Source organism: Ruegeria marina, assembly GCF_900101475.1.
Taxonomy (GTDB): domain Bacteria; phylum Pseudomonadota; class Alphaproteobacteria; order Rhodobacterales; family Rhodobacteraceae; genus Ruegeria_B; species Ruegeria_B marina.
Genome location: NZ_FMZV01000004.1, coordinates 144,102 through 159,587 on the forward strand (window position 1 = coordinate 144,102; position 15,486 = coordinate 159,587).

The following is a 15,486-nucleotide window of genomic DNA, read 5'->3' on the forward strand; positions in this document are numbered from 1 at the left end:
ACCAATCAAGGTTGCTTGAGCGCCGCATGCTGCCCGGTATACAATTGTATACCTTCATATTGCAAAGCCATGTGTGCAATGGTATACCAAAATTGACGCACCCCCCGTCTTGGCGCTTGAACCAAAGGCGGACGTGATGCAGATAACCCGCAGCGAATCCCATTTCCACGTTCCTCGAGAGGGAGGCCAAGATGCCCATCACAGTCGGACAGGATACCGCCAAGACGCGCCGAACGCTCAGCGTCAATGGCAAATCCATTTCCTATTACTCCATCCCCGCCGCGACCGAAGCCGGTCTCGGCGATTTCTCGAACCTGCCCGCCTCGCTCAAGGTGGTGCTTGAGAACATGCTGCGGTTCGAGGATGGCGGCTTCTCCGTCTCGGTCGAGGACATCAAGGCCTTCGCCGAATGGGGCGCCAAGGGTGGCAAGAACCCGCGCGAGATCGCCTATCGCCCGGCCCGCGTACTGATGCAGGACTTCACCGGCGTGCCCGCCGTGGTCGACCTGGCCGCCATGCGTGACGGCATCAAGGGTCTGGGCGGTGACGCGCAGAAGATCAACCCGCTCAACCCCGTCGACCTGGTCATCGACCACTCGGTCATGATCGACGAGTTCGGCAACCCCCGCGCCTTCCAGATGAACGTGGACCGCGAGTACGAGCGCAACCTCGAGCGTTACACCTTCCTGAAATGGGGCCAGAAAGCGTTCAACAACTTCCGCGTCGTGCCGCCGGGCACCGGCATCTGCCACCAGGTCAACGTGGAATACCTGGCGCAGACCGTCTGGACCGACACCGACCAGGCCGGTGAAACCGTCGCCTATCCCGACACGCTGGTCGGCACCGACAGCCACACCACCATGGTCAACGGCCTGGCCGTTCTGGGCTGGGGCGTCGGCGGCATCGAGGCCGAGGCCGCGATGCTGGGCCAGCCGATCTCGATGCTGATCCCCGAGGTCGTCGGCTTCAAGCTGACCGGCGAGATGATCGAAGGCAGCACCGCCACCGACCTGGTGCTGAAAGTGGTCGAGATGCTGCGCAAGCATGGCGTGGTGGGCAAGTTCGTCGAATTCTATGGCCCCGGCCTCGATCACCTGCCCCTGCCCGACCGCGCGACCATCGCCAACATGGCCCCGGAATACGGCGCGACCTGCGGCTTTTTCCCGATCGACGACGAAACCCTGCGCTACCTGCGCCAGACCGGCCGCGACGAGGACCGCATCGCGCTGGTCGAAGCCTACGCCAAGGAAAACGGCTTCTGGCGCGGCGCCAATTATGCGCCGATCTACAGCTCGACGCTGGAACTCGACATGGGCACCATCGTTCCGGCGATCTCCGGTCCGAAACGGCCGCAGGACTATCTGCCGCTGACCAACTCGGCCTCGGCCTTTGCCAAGGTCGTCGCGGAACACCGCGGCATCGACATCTCCAACGCCGCCAAGGACATGGCGGACGAAGGGCCGGTTGCGACCAAGCAGGTGGACGTCCTGAAATCGGTCGCCGTCGACGGCGAGGAGTATCAACTGCGCGACGGTTCGGTGGTGATCGCCTCGATCACCTCCTGCACCAACACCTCGAACCCCTACGTGCTGATCGGCGCCGGCCTGGTCGCCCGCAAGGCGCGCGAACTGGGCCTGAACCGCAAGCCCTGGGTCAAGACCTCGCTGGCACCCGGTAGCCAGGTGGTGACCGAGTATCTCGAGGCCGCCGGCCTGCAAGAAGATCTCGACGCCATCGGCTTCAACCTGGTGGGCTATGGCTGCACCACCTGCATCGGCAACTCGGGCCCGCTGCAGCCCGAAATCTCCAAGGCGATCAGCGAGGGTGACCTCGTCGCGACCGCCGTCCTCTCGGGCAACCGCAACTTCGAGGGCCGCATCAGCCCCGACGTACGCGCCAACTACCTGGCCTCGCCGCCGCTGGTGGTCGCCTATGCGCTGGCCGGAGACATGAACATCGACCTGACCACCGAGCCGCTCGGCACCTCGAAGGACGGCCAGCCGGTCTACCTCCAGGATATCTGGCCCACCAACAAGGAAATCGCCGACCTGGTGAACGCCACCGTGACCCGCGAGGCATTCCTCAAGAAATACGCCGACGTGTTTAAAGGCGACGCCAAGTGGCAATCGGTCGAAACCACCGACAGCGAAACCTACGACTGGCCGGCAACGTCGACCTATATCCAGAACCCGCCCTATTTCCAGGGCATGTCCCACGAGAAAGGTGAGATCACCAATATCGAGGGCGCCCGTGTACTGGCGATCCTCGGTGACATGATCACCACCGACCACATCTCGCCCGCGGGCTCGTTCAAGGTAGACACGCCCGCCGGCAAATACCTGACCGAGCGCCAGGTGCAGCCGCGCGAGTTCAACTCCTATGGTTCGCGCCGCGGCAACCACGAGGTGATGATGCGCGGCACCTTCGCCAACATCCGCATCAAGAACGAGATGCTGGACGGCGTCGAAGGCGGTTTCACCAAGGGCCCCGATGGCGTGCAGACCTCGATCTACGACGCCTCTATGGCCTACCAGGAGGCTGGTATTCCGCTGGTGATCTTTGCCGGCAAGGAATACGGCGCCGGCTCGTCGCGCGACTGGGCAGCCAAGGGCACCGCACTGCTGGGCGTCAAGGCCGTGATCGCCGAAAGCTTCGAGCGTATCCACCGCTCGAACCTGGTTGGCATGGGGGTCATCCCGTTCGAGTTCACCGGCGGCGACACCCGCCAGTCGCTGGGCCTGAAGGGCGATGAAACCGTCTCGATCCGTGGTCTGGACACCATCCAGCCGCTCCAGACCGTGCCCTGCGACATCACCTATGGCGATGGCACCACCAGGACGATCGAGGTCAAGTGCCGGATCGATACCGCGCCCGAGATCGAATACATCGAGAACGGCGGCGTGCTGCATTACGTGCTGCGCAATCTGGCCAAAGCCAGCTGAGGCCGGTCGGTCGAAACAAGAGCGGGCGCCCCAACCGGCGCCCGTTTTTTTTGCGAGGCTCTGCCTCGCGCTCCGGAGTATTTGCGACCAGAAAGAAGCGCGAACACGTGTCCCGCATTTCATCTTCTCAGAAATACGCCGGGGAACTGCCCGCCAGGGCGGCGGGGGCAGCGCCCCCTCTGTCCAAGACCGGGGCTAGCGGGCCGCGGCCTTTTCCAGCGCCGGGCGGATCGTGCTGTCGATCACCCGCGAGGTGATCGGTCCGGCAAAGCGCAGAACGATCGCGCCGTCCCCCGCGATGACATAGGTTTCGGGAACTCCGTAAACGCCCCAGTCGAGACCGGTTCGCCCTTGCTCGTCCCGCCCAAGGGCCGCGAAAGGGTTTCCCAACTCGTCCAGGAATGCCTGCGCGTTCTCCACCTTGTCCTTGTAGTTCACACCGTAGATCGGAATGCCTTCGGCGGCGAGTTTTTCAAGGCTCGGATGTTCGGCCCGACATGGGGCACACCAACTGGCCCAGAAATTGACAAGCTTCACCTCGCCATCCCGCAATGTGGCTTCGTCGAAGCCCGGCGCGCCGGGAAATTCTGTCAGAACCAATGCAGGGGCGGGCTGGCCCTCGCGCGCCGATGGCAGGGATTCGGGATCATCGCGGAACATGCCGACAGCGGCCAGCAGTACGAACGCACCGAAAATCAGCGGTGGCGCCAGCATCAATGGAGAAACCTTAGCCATCGCGTGACACCCTCTGCTCGATCTGTTCCATTTCCGTCCGAACCTTTCGGCCGCGGCGCAGGCTCAGTGCAACCAGTGCAACCAGCAGCAAGATGGATGCGCCGTAGGCAGACAGGACCGTTGCTGCGTATTTTCCAAGATCGGGGATCATCCGTTCACCCTTTCCCGTGCCAGCAGCGCCTTGATCCGGCGCGCGCGAATCTCGGTTCCGGTGCGGTAGAACACAAGGGCCACGAACAGCAGGAAGAAACCCACCATGGAAAGCAGTAACGGGTAGGCATAGACATTGCTGACCTTTTCGGTTGTGTCGGCGCCGGTGACAGCGCCGGCGCGCAGGACGGACGCCCCCTGATGCAGGCCCTGGTTCCAGAAATAGACGGCGTATCGGCTGAGAACGGCAAAGACCGAGCCCACAAGACACAGAACAGAGGTCAGATCGGCGGCAGTGTCGGGATCCTCGATGGCCTCCCAAAGGGCGATGTACCCAAGGTAGAACAGGAACAGCACCAGAAAGGACGTCAGGCGCGGGTCCCATTCCCACCAGGTGCCCCACATGGGCTGGCCCCAGATCGCCCCGGTAATCAGCGCGATCATGGTCATCACCGCGCCGATCGGCGCTGCGGCGCGCGATGCCAGAGCGCTGACATGGTGCCGCCGGATCAGCCAGACCAGTGAGGTCACCAGCATCATGAACCAGGCGCTGGTCGCCAGAAAGGCCGATGGCACGTGCACATAGATGATCTTGACCGTGGAGCCCTGCCGGAAGTCGTCGGGCGTGAAGAAGAAGCCCCAGACAAGCCCGCCGATCAGCGTCACGGCGGTCAGCAGCCACAGGACGGGCAATACCCGCTCGGTGGTGGCGAGGAACTTGCGCGGATTGGCATATTCCCAGAGTGCGTTGAGTCTCGTCGATATCGTCATGGAGCCTATCTAGTCCGAAGCGGGGGCTTTCTCAATTGACTTGCGTCAACGCAGATTGACGCGGAGGACGGCAGCGCTGGCAAAGGGCAATAGCGCGATGACCGCGGCACTGATGCCGGCCAGCATCATCAGCGGTGTGGCGAGGGTCATGCCTTCGGCGCCGCGGCGGGCAACCTCGGCGCCGTAGATCAGAGTCGGCATGTAGAGAGGCAGCACCAGCAGCGACAAGAGCAGGCCGCCGCGCTTGAGACCGACGGTCAGCGCCGCGCCGAAGGTGCCTATCACGCTCAGCGCTGGGGTGCCAAGCGCCAGCGAGACCACCAGCCACAGAAAGCCCGGCCCCGGCAGGTTCAGCAACACGCCCAGTACCGGCGCGGCAAGCACCAGCGGCAGGCCGGTGGTCAGCCAATGCGCAAGCGCCTTGATCGTGACGACCGATTCCAGCGGCAGCGGCGCGGTGGCCAACAGATCGAGCGTGCCATCCTCCCAATCGAGCGCCAGCAGCCGGTCGAGCGACAGGAGACAGGCCAGCAGCGCCCCCAGCCACAAGACGCCCGGAGCTATGGAGGCCAGCAGCGCCGATTGCGGCCCCACCGAGAACGGAACCAGCACCGTGACGATCAGGAAGAACGCCAGCCCCAGGCCAAAGCCGCCCCCGGCGCGCAGGGCCAGGACAAGGTCGCGTTTCAGCAGCGCGATCACAGGAATCCTCCGTCGAAATCGCTGTCCAGGGAAGGTCTGGCCTTGTAGGGACCGACATCCAGAACCTCGCCTTCGAGGCCAAGGTCGATATGGGTGGCAATCAGGGCCGATCCGCCCTGCCCCAGATGCGCGCGCACCGCTGCCGCGAACATGGCGACCGCCTCGCGGTCGAGCGACACGGTGGGCTCATCCAGCATCCAGATCGGTCGACCGGTGACAAGAAGGCGCGACAGGCCCAGACGCCTCTTCTGGCCTGCCGACAGGTTTCCGGCATGACGGTCGGCCAGGTCGTCCAGGTGAAAGGCCGTGAGCGCCGGACCGATGTCGCGCCCCCCGAACACCGAGGCCCAGAAACGCAGGTTCTCGGTCACCGACAGCGTTGGTTTCAGCCCGTCGGAATGGCCGGCATAGGCAATGCGATCCTCGGCACCTTCGATCCTGCCGGACAGCGGCGGCTGCAACCCCGCCAGCGTGCGCAACAGGGTCGTCTTGCCCGCCCCGTTGGGGCCGCGCAGGATCAGCGCACGGCCCGGTTCGAGCGCGAAACTCAGCCCTTCGATCACGGGCACGCCGCCGCGGGCAATGGCAAGGTCAGTCACGGTCAGTGTCATGAAACGGGCTTAGCCTATTGGAAGGACGGGAAAAAGGCCGCAAATGACGCATCCGAGACGGCGTTCACACCGGCAGCACCGCCAGCGCGATCCGGCGGCCTTCGGACAGAAGGACATTGTAGGTACGGCAGGCCGATGGTGAAGTCATGATTTCGACCCCCGTCCCCGCCTCTTCCAGAGAAGCCCGCAATGCGGCCGGGATATGCGCGACCTCTGCGCCGGTGCCGATGAAGAGCACGTCGATCTGGTCCGCAAGCGCCAGCAGCGGATCCGCATCCGCGTACCCGCCCCAGGTCGAGGTTCCGCGCGGGCCGGTGAGCGTCGCCCCCTGCCAGACCACACCGCCGATGCGAAAAAATCCGGGGCCATAGCCATCGACCGGTTCTGCGTCGGTGTAGCTCACTTCGGTCAGGCGCATGTCAATCTCTCAGGTTCCAGAACGGAAGGCCCGTCAGCGCGGCGCCCAGGATCAGCCCATAGGCGGCCAGGCGGTAGGCCCTTTCATATCCCGGAACGAATAGCGCCGCACCCAACACCGTGCCAAGCATATTCGGAAGGATCAGCACAAGGCCGGTCACGAAAAACCCGGGATCGAGACGTCCGGCCACCCCCATCATGGCCAGAACCATCCAGTCATAGCCGAACAGGTAGAAGGTTATATTCGCCCGGATCACCGGGGCAGGTTTCGGGCTTGCCATATAGACGAAGATCACCGGCGGACCGGGAATTCCGGCGACGCCGCCAAGGAACCCAGATGCCGAACCGGTCGCAGCGACGGCGGCCGGGGGCAATACCCCGGCGTAACGCCACCCAAGAACCAGCCCGGCCAGCATGATCAGGGAAATGCCCGAGACCAGATACCGGAAGTGCTGCGGGTCGAGCAGGAAAAGCGCCGAAAGGCCAAGCGGCAAGGCAATGGCAGCTCCCCCCAGAAGCCGGACAAGATCGCCCTTGTCCACATGCCGGGCCGCGCGGGGCAGCATCGGCACCGGGCCTACGATATCCATCAGCACCAAGGTCGTGATGGCAGCAACCGGGGACAGAACGGCGCCGGCGAATGGCAGGTAGATCAGCGCGGTGCCAAAGCCAGCGAAACCGCGCACCAATCCGGCCAGAAGCGCCGCCCCGGCCAGGATCGACATCTCGGAAGACGGCAGGTCAAATAAAAATTCCATGAAGGGCATCGTGAAGGGTTCCGCCGCGAGCGATTAGTGCCAGCGGCGGAACGGCAATGACGCCAGGCTCAGGCGTCGATATCGGCGAACTGGTTGCCGGTTGTATTCGTCGGTTTCGACCAATCGCGCTTGACCCCCAGCCAGAGCAGGATGGTCGAGGCGACAAAAATGGACGAATACGTCCCCACCACGATTCCCCAGATCATCGCGAAGACGAATCCGCGGATTACGTCGCCACCCAGGACATAGAGCGAGATCAGCGCCAGAAGCGTCGTCACAGAGGTCATCAGGGTCCGGCTGAGCGTCTCGTTTATCGACAGGTTCAGCAGATCCTTCAGCTCCATCTGCTTGTATTTACGCAGGTTCTCCCGCACACGGTCGAACACGACGACGGTGTCGTTCAGCGAATAGCCCACGATGGTCAGCAAGGCGGCGATGATCGCAAGGTCGAAACGGATCTGAAGTTCGGAAAAGATGCCGATGGTCAGGATCACGTCATGGATGAGCGCCGCAACCGCGCCGAGGGCGAATTGCCATTCGAAACGCAGCCAGATGTAGACCAGCACCGACAAGATCGCCAGCGACACGGCCAGGATCGCGGTCTGGATCAGTTCACCCGAAACCTTCGGGCCGACGGATTCCACCGAGACGAATTGAATATCCGCCGTTGCCGCGCTGAGCGCCGCCTCGACTGCGGCGATGGTTTCGGCGCTGACCGCCTCGGCCTCGTCCTGTGCCTGAATGCGGATCATCGCCACGTTTTCATCCGGTCCGAAGGTCGGGTCGAACACCTCGGTGATGGTCACATCGCCCAGCCCCAGCGGCGTAATGGCATCGCGATAGACGCCCACGTCGATGGGCTGCGTGCTTTGCGTGCGGATCGTGGTACCGCCACGAAAGTCGATGCCGAAGTTCAGCCCCTGCAAGGCAAAGGAGGCAAACCCGATCACCACCATAAGGGCCGAAATACCCAGCCACAGCTTCCAGCGGCCGAAAAAGTCGAACGAGGTTTCGTTCGGAACAAGTTTCAAGCGCATGTCAGACCTCGATCGTCTTGGGACGGCGGCGTTCGAACCAGATCACCACCAGCAGGCGGGTGACGAAGATCGCCGTGAAGACCGAGGTCAAAATCCCCAGTCCAAGGGTGATGGCGAACCCGCGCACCGGGCCCGAGCCCATTGCAAACAGGATCACCGCGGTGATGAAGGTGGTGATATTCGCATCCAGGATGGCGCTGAGCGCCTTTTCATAGCCAAGCTCGATGGCACGCGCCGGGCCCTTCGCAGTTTTCAGTTCCTCGCGGATGCGTTCGAAGATCAGCACGTTGGCGTCCACCGCCATGCCGACCGTCAGCACGATCCCGGCGATGCCTGGAAGGGTCAGCGTACCGCCGATCAGGCTGAGCAGGCCGAAGATCAGCCCGACGTTGATGATCAGCGCGATGTTGGCGAAGATCCCGAACAGGCCATAGCTGGCCCACATGAATCCCAGGACCGCGACAAAGGCCACCACGGTGGCAACCTTGCCGGCATCGATACTGTCCTGCCCCAGTTCCGGACCGATGGTGCGTTCCTCGAGGAACTCGAGTCCCGCCGGAAGCGCGCCGGCCCGCAGCAGAACTGCCAGGTTTGTGCTTTCCTCGACGGTGAAATTGCCCGTGATGATGCCCGAACCGCCAGGAATATGGGACTGGATCACCGGGGCGCTGATCACCTCGTCATCCAGCACGATGGCAAAGGGCGCGCCGATATTGTCGCGGGTGTAATCCCCGAACTTGCGCGCTCCCGAGGTGTTGAAGCGGAAATTCACCGCCGGCCGGCCATTCTGGTCAAAGGCGGGTTGCGCATCCACCAGTTCCTCGCCGGTGACCACCGGAACCGTCTCCAAGGTGTAGTAGACGCCCTGCTGATCCAGCGAAGGAACGACCTTTTGCCCCACATCTGCCCGCGCTTCGGGGTCGGTGCCGCGTGCAACAACCGGGTTGAAGGTGAGTTGCGCGGTCGTGCCGATAATCTCCTTCAATTCGCTGGCGCTGCCGATTCCGGGCACCTGGATCAGGATCCGGTCCGCGCCCTGGCGCTGGATCGTCGGTTCGCGGGTGCCGACCTCGTCGATACGGCGGCGCACGATTTCCAGCGACTGCCTTACCGTGCGGTCGTCGGTCGCAAGCTTCTCGGCCTCGCTGAGCGTTACGACGATCTCGTCCCCCTGGCCGCGCACCTCTATATCGCTGGCCCCCGCACCGGTGAGCGTCTGGATCGGCCGCGACAGACCGCGCACCACTTCGAGCGCTCTTGCCATGCCTTCGGGCTGGCTGATCTTGACGCGAATCTCGTCGGCAGGGGATGGCTGCTTGCGAATGGTGCCGACCGTGCCCCTCTCGTCGCGCAGCGCATTGCGGATTTCCGGCCACATTGCCTCCATCCGCGCTGCGTAGACATCCTCGACCTGCACTTCGGCCAGGAGATGAGCCCCCCCGCGCAAGTCCAGGCCGAGGTTCACCAGGGATGACGGCATCCACGACGGCCACTGACCGGCGGCTGCAGCCAGTTCGGCCGTTTCGCCCTTCATCTCGATCGCGGCGCGCGCGTCGTTGCTCTGCTCGACACGCGTGTAAAAGACATTCGGCAGGGCCAGCAGAAGGCCGCCGAAACAGACCAACCAGACAAGCACCCGTTTCCAGGATTCAATTTGTAGCATTGCCCCGCCTTTTCAGGAGGTTGACGCGAAGCTTCACTTCGCCGGTTCGGTCTTGTTCAGAACCTGAGCGATGGTTGCCTTCACGACACGCACCTTGACGCCTTCGGCGATCTCGACTTCCAGTTCGCCATCTTCCTTGACCTTGGCCACCTTGCCGATCAGCCCGCCCTGGGTGATCACCTGATCGCCACGTCGCAGGGCCGCCACCATTGCCTGATGCTCCTTTACCTTCTTCTGCTGCGGACGGATCAGCAGGAAGTACATGATGCCGAAGATCAGGATGAGTGGGAGAAACTGGGCGACGCCTTCCATGAGCATTTCCTTTGTGATGGCGGGTAGTGGCCCGCGAATTTTGCCGGGAACCTATGCGCAGTTCCACGCCTTTGCAAGTCGAGGCAAGGCACCCTGTCAAACAGCTATCATGCCACTGGTCAGGATCGCGTTCACAGCTATAGTCAAGACATTGGAGGAAGGGGAAAAACGACAATGATCCGCTTGCTGGCAATCATGGTCCTGGCGGTTTGCGCATTGACCTCGTCAATCGCGTTGGCTCAGGACAGTTCGGCGCCCGTCAAAATTCCGCGCGGCGTGTTTCAGGCCCCCGTCATTCTCGACGGGACCGAATTGTTCCTGCTGCGCGGGGTCAGCGGCATGCCCGCGGAGCGCCGCGCGATGCAGGTCCATAACCGGCTGGTTCAAGTCGCCACCGCCTCGAAATCGAATACCGTCGATATCCAGGTCCAGCAGGTACGGGCCGGTTACCTGATCACTGCGGATGGGGTCGATATCGTCATCGTTACGAAGGCAGATGCCGAGCTTGAAAAACTCGACTTGGAGCTGCTGGCAGGCGTGCATGCCGATGTCATAAGAGATGCGATTCTTTCCTACCGCGCCGAACGGACGGACAAGGCGAGACTTGAGGGCGCGATTTACGCCGTTGGCTGGACGGTCGCCTTTGCGATTTTTATCTTTCTGGGAGTACTGCTTCGGCGGTTTCTCAACACCCGTATCACCCGGCTGGTGCACAAGAATCTTGCCGACGTGGAAACCGCGACAAAGGCACATGTTCGCGCCGATGCCATTGCCGCGCTGATCCGTTTCGGAGTGAACTTTGGCCTCCTGGCAATCTTGTTCCTGGGAGCGTATTACTACCTTTCCTTCATCCTGCTCGCCTTTGCCGAAACCAGATATGTCGCCCTGATCCTGTTGACCTATGTGACCCGGCCGGTCCTCAACATCGTTCTGGGTTTCGTGAACTACCTTCCGAACTTCGTGACATTGCTGATCATAGCCCTGGTCACCCAATACGTCATCCGCGGGCTGCGCATCTTCTCCGAGGCGGTCGAAGCGGGAAGTTTCGAGATCGGCAATTTCGAGCGCAACTGGGTTATTCCGACCTTCAATATCGTACGCGCGGTCCTGATCATGATCGCGCTGGTTTTTGCGTTTCCATATATTCCCGGGTCCGATTCGGCTGCCTTTCAGGGGCTGACGATCCTGGTCGGAGCCATGCTGTCGCTCGGATCGAACTCGGTCATGAACAACCTGATTTCGGGGCTTTTCGTGATCTATCGCCGATCCACCTCGATCGGAGACCGCATCAGGATCGGCGAGCATCTGGGCGATGTGGTGGAAATCAAGATGATGGAAACGCACCTGCGGTCCATCAAGAACGAATTGATCTCGATTCCGAACGCGCAGTTGCTGAATTCGGAAGTCGTCAACTATTCCAAGCATGCCGACTCCAACGGCCTTCTGGTCCATACGACTGTCGGTATTGGCTATGAAGAGCCCACCGAAAAGGTCGAGGCCATGCTGATCGAGGCTGCAAAGCGTACCGACGGGCTGAAGAAGCGCCCTGCCCCGTTCGTGCTGTGGGCGGCGCTGGCCGACTATGCGGTCAACTATCAGATCAACGCCTATACCACGCATGGCGCCGTGATCCCGAAGATCAAGTCCGATCTGCACCGCAACATACTGGACGTCTTCACCGAAAACGGCGTGCAGATCATGACCCCGTCCTACGTCGCCGATCCGTCCGAAGCCAAGGTCGCGACCGTGCGCTGGGACGGCAAACTGGCGCATCAATACAACGACGAACGGGTCCGATCCGAAGCCTAGGAATCTATCAAATCCTAAACATGCCCTTCCCGTTGATTTCCGTTGCTTTGCAACACGAATCAGTGCCTTCATTTCCTTGCGCAAACCGCTGTGCGCAAGGCTACTTTTCCATGTTCCAGACCGGGAAGCGGCCCGGTCACTCCTGCTAGAAGGAACAGGCGCATGATGATGGTGCGCTGCTATCTCGCCCCCTCCGAAATCGAAGGTCTGGGGGTTTTTTGTCATGACGATATCCAACGCGGAGACAAGGTCTGGCGGCATGATCGGATGCTCGACGTCGCCTTTCCCGAAGCCAAGCTGGACAATGTCGAACCGCATGTCCGCGAGTTTCTGGAGCGATACAGCTATCCGGACATCCACCGCCCCGGTTACCGGATGCTCGAAGGCGACGAAGGCCGGTTCATGAACCATTCGATGTATCCCAACCTTGACTATTCGGATGGGGTCTGGGGCATTGCGTTGCGGGATATCCCGGCCGGAACCGAACTGACCCGCGACTATGCCGACTTCATGACCGGCGAGATCCGCATGTACCCGCCGCGCCACCGAATGACGCCACCCAAAGTGTTCTTCAACTGAAAATACTCATCGGGTCGGTTTAAAACCGGCCCGACGTAAACGAGTACACGACTAAGCGCGTGCCGTGACCACGTAGGAGACATGGGGGAATGTAATTCCCTTCCCGTCGAAACAATCTCCGAGACCGGTCATGAAATGCTCGATGCTCTCGTTTCTCGATTCTGCGGACATGCGAGACATCTTGTCTCCGGTATGCATCCCGCCCATCGCACCTTGCGCAAATGCCCGCCCATCCGGATGCGAAAGGGTCAGGGTGACACTTTCGATTTCGATCTCGGTCATGTCCGCATCTTCGAACAGGCGACGCATGATTTGCGCATCATCAAAGGCGCAGATGGCGCGCACCGCATTGCCGGCATCCGTGCTTGCATATCTGTCCAGCGTCGCCGCTTGCGCTTTGAGCAACGGGTTGAGTTCCAATTTGCGCGACACGCAAAAAGCAGCCCGGCCTCCCGGCACCAAAACCCGTTTCAACTCGTGCAACGCGGCCGCGCGATCCGGAAAGAACTGGAGCGCCTGCTGGCAGAAAACCACGTCGAAGGAATGGTCGGGAAACGGCAGATCATCTGCACTTGCCCGTAGGTATTCGGCCTTGATGCCAGCTTCGGATGCCCGTGATCGAGCGACCTGAAGCATATCTTCGCTTATGTCCGCGCCAATCAGGACCCCCGGTTCAATACCCGAAGCACAAATTTCACGGCCAACAGCGCCTGTTCCGCAAGCGAGATCCAGAATTCGGTCACCGTCTTTAGGCGCGATGCGTCGGACAAGTTCACGCGCCCAGGGTCGAAAAATGACCGGCACAAGCGTCGCGTCATACCGCTCGGCAAAACTGCCCGATGCAGCAGGCTCGTCATGCCCGCCCATTGCGCCCTCCTTGACCAGCTGATGGAATGCCACTTGGAAAAGGTAACATGTTTCGCTGGAACCGTAACCATCGAAACGATTGCTTTTCCGCCATTGCATTTGCGAACCAAGGCAACTTCAACGACGCGCTACACCCTTCCCGCCATTTGGTGCATAACGCCGTGCAGTGATTCACCTTTCGAGGACAAGACCCATGCACGACATCCGCGCCATTCGCGAAAATCCTGCCGCCTTCGACGCCGCGCTTGCGCGCCGCGGCGACGCGCCGGTGTCGTCGCAGATTCTGGCGGTCGACGAAGAGCGCCGCGCCCGCATCCTGGCGGCCGAAACGGCACAGGCAGAACAGAACAAGGCGTCCAAGGAAGTCGGCGCCGCGAAGGCGCGAGGGGATGAGGCCGAGTTCGAACGCCTGCGCGCGCTTGTAACCGAGAAAAAGGCTGAAATTGCCGAGATGCAGGCCGAGGCGAAGGAACTCGATACCCAACTGGCCGACATGCTGTCGCGCATCGCGAACCTGCCTGCCGATGACGTGCCCGACGGGGCCGACGAAACCGACAACGTCGAGATCAACCGCTGGGGCACGCCGCGTGACTTCGCCTTTGTCCCCAGAGAGCATTTCGACATTCCCGCGGTTCAGAACGGCATGGATTTCGAGACCGCCGCCAAGCTGTCGGGTGCGCGTTTCGTGCTGCTGTCGGGCGGTGTCGCGCGCATCCACCGGGCACTGGCGCAATTCATGCTCGACACCCACACCACCGAGAACGGACTGACCGAAGTCAACGGACCCGTCCTGGTCCTGTCCGAGATGATGCAGGGCACCGGCCAGTTGCCGAAATTCGGCGAAGACAGCTATCAGACCCGCGAGGGCTGGTGGCTGATCCCCACTTCCGAAGTGTCATTGACCAATATCGTCAACGGCAGCACGGTCGAGGAAAGCTATCTGCCGCGCCGTTACACCTCTCATTCGCTCTGCTTCCGCTCCGAGGCGGGTTCGGCCGGACGAGACACCCGCGGCATGTTGCGTCAGCACCAGTTCGAAAAGGTCGAGATGGTCTCGATCACCCATCCGGACAAGTCGGACGAAGAGCAGAAACGCATGCTGCGCTGCGCCGAAGGTGTCTTGGAAAAACTGGGCATCCCCTATCGCACCGTGGTGCTGTGCACCGGCGACATGGGGTTCGGCGCGCGACGCACCTTTGACATCGAAGCATGGTTGCCCGGCCAGAACACCTATCGCGAGATCAGTTCGGTGTCGACCTGCGGAGACTTTCAGGCCCGCCGCATGAATGCCCGGTTCAAGCCCGCCGATGGCGGCAAACCGCAGTTCGTGCATACCTTGAACGGTTCTGGCCTTGCCGTCGGACGTTGCCTGATCGCAGTCCTGGAGAACGGCCAGAACGAAGATGGCACCGTGACCCTCCCCGAAGTGCTTGCCCCCTACCTTGCTGGCAAGCTGACCCTTGCACTGGACGGCACACTGGTCTGACGCGCTAGAGACCCAAACCCGAGAGGCGAAGAAGTTACTTCTTCGCCTTTTTCTTTTCTTTCTTCTTCTTTTTCTTCTTTTCCGACTTCTTCTTGACCTTTTCCTTGGCCTTCTTGATCTGCTCTTCGAATTTCTTTTTCTTTTCCTTGGCCTTGGCTTCCTTGGCTGCCGCCTTGGCCTTTTTTCCGGCCTTTGCGTCGGTGTCGGACATTTCGGCCAGGGCTGCCGCATCCGCCAGCGCGATCTCGGTTTCGCTGCGCGCGACCGGGACAGGTTTGGCGGGTTTCACCGGAGCAGGACGCGCGGCTTTCGCGCGCGGGGCGCGGGCCGTAGGCGCTCGGCGCTGCGACGGTGTCCGGGATACCGCCGGTTTCTTGCCGCCGGCCGGCGTCACAAGCGCCTGTGCCGCGGCCACGATCATCGCGGCCCGGGACGCTCCGATTCCGGGGATTTGCATCAAGGTCTCGACAGTGGTCGCGGCCACTGACTCGGCGTCGGAATATCCGTGTTCCGACAAAAGTCTTGCCAGTGCCGGTCCTACTCCCTGGATATCGCTCAGTGACGTCATTTTGGCCTTTCCTCGCCTCCTGCTGAATTAACTATACAATGTATATACATTTCGTGGATGGATCTTTTCAACACCTTCC

At 61.6% G+C, this 15,486-nt stretch carries 16 protein-coding genes; 4 read left to right on the top strand and 12 right to left on the bottom strand.

The features are described from left to right. The first annotated feature begins 191 nt into the window (after nucleotides 1-191). On the top strand, nucleotides 192-2,942 hold the full coding sequence (acnA, locus tag BLT75_RS07405; RefSeq protein ID WP_093029339.1) for an aconitate hydratase AcnA: 2,751 nt from the start codon (nucleotides 192-194) through the stop codon (nucleotides 2,940-2,942). A 195-nt stretch (nucleotides 2,943-3,137) separates the two neighbouring features. On the opposite strand, the gene BLT75_RS07410 is transcribed toward acnA, so the two are convergent. From BLT75_RS07410 to yajC, 10 genes are all read right to left on the bottom strand, one after another. Then, nucleotides 3,138-3,677, bottom strand: coding sequence for a DsbE family thiol:disulfide interchange protein (locus tag BLT75_RS07410; protein ID WP_093029341.1), 540 nt, complete (start codon nucleotides 3,675-3,677; stop codon nucleotides 3,138-3,140). Continuing rightward, complete coding sequence (gene ccmD, locus BLT75_RS07415; RefSeq protein WP_176827880.1) at nucleotides 3,670-3,828, bottom strand: heme exporter protein CcmD; 159 nt, start codon at nucleotides 3,826-3,828, stop codon at nucleotides 3,670-3,672. Before ccmD ends, BLT75_RS07410 begins: the two co-directional genes overlap by 8 nt. Continuing rightward, on the bottom strand, nucleotides 3,825-4,598 hold the full coding sequence (locus BLT75_RS07420; RefSeq protein WP_093029343.1) for a heme ABC transporter permease: 774 nt from the start codon (nucleotides 4,596-4,598) through the stop codon (nucleotides 3,825-3,827). Before BLT75_RS07420 ends, ccmD begins: the two co-directional genes overlap by 4 nt. 45 nt (nucleotides 4,599-4,643) lie before the next feature. Continuing rightward, the gene (gene ccmB / locus BLT75_RS07425) at nucleotides 4,644-5,300 is read right to left on the bottom strand and encodes a heme exporter protein CcmB (protein ID WP_093029345.1); all 657 of its coding nucleotides are present in this window, start codon (nucleotides 5,298-5,300) and stop codon (nucleotides 4,644-4,646) included. Further along, nucleotides 5,297-5,911 (bottom strand): heme ABC exporter ATP-binding protein CcmA, encoded by a 615-nt coding sequence (gene ccmA, locus BLT75_RS07430; RefSeq protein ID WP_093029347.1) that lies wholly within the window; start codon nucleotides 5,909-5,911, stop codon nucleotides 5,297-5,299. Before ccmA ends, ccmB begins: the two co-directional genes overlap by 4 nt. Before the next feature lie 64 nt (nucleotides 5,912-5,975). Further along, on the bottom strand, nucleotides 5,976-6,329 hold the full coding sequence (locus tag BLT75_RS07435; RefSeq protein WP_093029349.1) for an Mth938-like domain-containing protein: 354 nt from the start codon (nucleotides 6,327-6,329) through the stop codon (nucleotides 5,976-5,978). 1 nt (nucleotide 6,330) lies between these two features. After that, complete coding sequence (locus tag BLT75_RS07440) at nucleotides 6,331-7,086, bottom strand: sulfite exporter TauE/SafE family protein (RefSeq protein WP_093029696.1); 756 nt, start codon at nucleotides 7,084-7,086, stop codon at nucleotides 6,331-6,333. A gap of 68 nt (nucleotides 7,087-7,154) precedes the next feature. Continuing rightward, the gene (gene secF, locus BLT75_RS07445) at nucleotides 7,155-8,123 is read right to left on the bottom strand and encodes a protein translocase subunit SecF (protein WP_093029352.1); all 969 of its coding nucleotides are present in this window, start codon (nucleotides 8,121-8,123) and stop codon (nucleotides 7,155-7,157) included. Between the two features lies 1 nt (nucleotide 8,124). Next, nucleotides 8,125-9,786, bottom strand: coding sequence for a protein translocase subunit SecD (secD, locus tag BLT75_RS07450; RefSeq protein WP_093029354.1), 1,662 nt, complete (start codon nucleotides 9,784-9,786; stop codon nucleotides 8,125-8,127). 33 nt (nucleotides 9,787-9,819) lie between these two features. Further along, nucleotides 9,820-10,098, bottom strand: coding sequence for a preprotein translocase subunit YajC (gene yajC, locus BLT75_RS07455; protein ID WP_093029698.1), 279 nt, complete (start codon nucleotides 10,096-10,098; stop codon nucleotides 9,820-9,822). Between the two features lie 174 nt (nucleotides 10,099-10,272). Here yajC and BLT75_RS07460 point away from each other — a divergent pair, with 174 nt between their 5' ends. Next, the gene (locus BLT75_RS07460; protein ID WP_093029356.1) at nucleotides 10,273-11,907 is read left to right on the top strand and encodes a mechanosensitive ion channel family protein; all 1,635 of its coding nucleotides are present in this window, start codon (nucleotides 10,273-10,275) and stop codon (nucleotides 11,905-11,907) included. Nucleotides 11,908-12,069: 162 nt separating this feature from the next. Further along, complete coding sequence (locus BLT75_RS07465; RefSeq protein ID WP_093029359.1) at nucleotides 12,070-12,486, top strand: SET domain-containing protein; 417 nt, start codon at nucleotides 12,070-12,072, stop codon at nucleotides 12,484-12,486. Between the two features lie 51 nt (nucleotides 12,487-12,537). On the opposite strand, the gene BLT75_RS07470 is transcribed toward BLT75_RS07465, so the two are convergent. Continuing rightward, nucleotides 12,538-13,353, bottom strand: a complete 816-nt coding sequence (locus BLT75_RS07470) for a class I SAM-dependent methyltransferase (protein WP_176827882.1) — start codon at nucleotides 13,351-13,353, stop codon at nucleotides 12,538-12,540. 193 nt (nucleotides 13,354-13,546) lie between these two features. Here BLT75_RS07470 and serS point away from each other — a divergent pair, with 193 nt between their 5' ends. After that, nucleotides 13,547-14,839, top strand: a complete 1,293-nt coding sequence (serS, locus tag BLT75_RS07475) for a serine--tRNA ligase (protein ID WP_093029364.1) — start codon at nucleotides 13,547-13,549, stop codon at nucleotides 14,837-14,839. Between the two features lie 34 nt (nucleotides 14,840-14,873). Here serS and BLT75_RS07480 read toward each other — a convergent pair whose 3' ends face one another. Beyond that, nucleotides 14,874-15,407, bottom strand: a complete 534-nt coding sequence (locus tag BLT75_RS07480) for a helix-hairpin-helix domain-containing protein (RefSeq protein ID WP_093029366.1) — start codon at nucleotides 15,405-15,407, stop codon at nucleotides 14,874-14,876. Nucleotides 15,408-15,486: the final 79 nt, after the last annotated feature.

Excerpts from the sequence above, each read along its gene's own strand:
- BLT75_RS07460 (WP_093029356.1), top strand. The coding sequence starts at position 10,273 with ATGATCCGCTTGCTGGCAATCATGGTCCTGGCGGTTTGCGCATTGACC.
- secF (WP_093029352.1), bottom strand. The coding sequence starts at position 8,123 with ATGCGCTTGAAACTTGTTCCGAACGAAACCTCGTTCGACTTTTTCGGC.
- BLT75_RS07440 (WP_093029696.1), bottom strand. The coding sequence starts at position 7,086 with ATGGAATTTTTATTTGACCTGCCGTCTTCCGAGATGTCGATCCTGGCC.
- serS (WP_093029364.1), top strand. The coding sequence starts at position 13,547 with ATGCACGACATCCGCGCCATTCGCGAAAATCCTGCCGCCTTCGACGCC.
- acnA (WP_093029339.1), top strand. The coding sequence starts at position 192 with ATGCCCATCACAGTCGGACAGGATACCGCCAAGACGCGCCGAACGCTC.
- BLT75_RS07420 (WP_093029343.1), bottom strand. The coding sequence starts at position 4,598 with ATGACGATATCGACGAGACTCAACGCACTCTGGGAATATGCCAATCCG.
- BLT75_RS07480 (WP_093029366.1), bottom strand. The coding sequence starts at position 15,407 with ATGACGTCACTGAGCGATATCCAGGGAGTAGGACCGGCACTGGCAAGA.
- BLT75_RS07465 (WP_093029359.1), top strand. The coding sequence starts at position 12,070 with ATGATGATGGTGCGCTGCTATCTCGCCCCCTCCGAAATCGAAGGTCTG.
- ccmD (WP_176827880.1), bottom strand. The coding sequence starts at position 3,828 with ATGATCCCCGATCTTGGAAAATACGCAGCAACGGTCCTGTCTGCCTAC.
- BLT75_RS07435 (WP_093029349.1), bottom strand. The coding sequence starts at position 6,329 with ATGCGCCTGACCGAAGTGAGCTACACCGACGCAGAACCGGTCGATGGC.
- BLT75_RS07470 (WP_176827882.1), bottom strand. The coding sequence starts at position 13,353 with ATGGGCGGGCATGACGAGCCTGCTGCATCGGGCAGTTTTGCCGAGCGG.
- yajC (WP_093029698.1), bottom strand. The coding sequence starts at position 10,098 with ATGGAAGGCGTCGCCCAGTTTCTCCCACTCATCCTGATCTTCGGCATC.
- BLT75_RS07410 (WP_093029341.1), bottom strand. The coding sequence starts at position 3,677 with ATGGCTAAGGTTTCTCCATTGATGCTGGCGCCACCGCTGATTTTCGGT.
- secD (WP_093029354.1), bottom strand. The coding sequence starts at position 9,786 with ATGCTACAAATTGAATCCTGGAAACGGGTGCTTGTCTGGTTGGTCTGT.
- ccmA (WP_093029347.1), bottom strand. The coding sequence starts at position 5,911 with ATGACACTGACCGTGACTGACCTTGCCATTGCCCGCGGCGGCGTGCCC.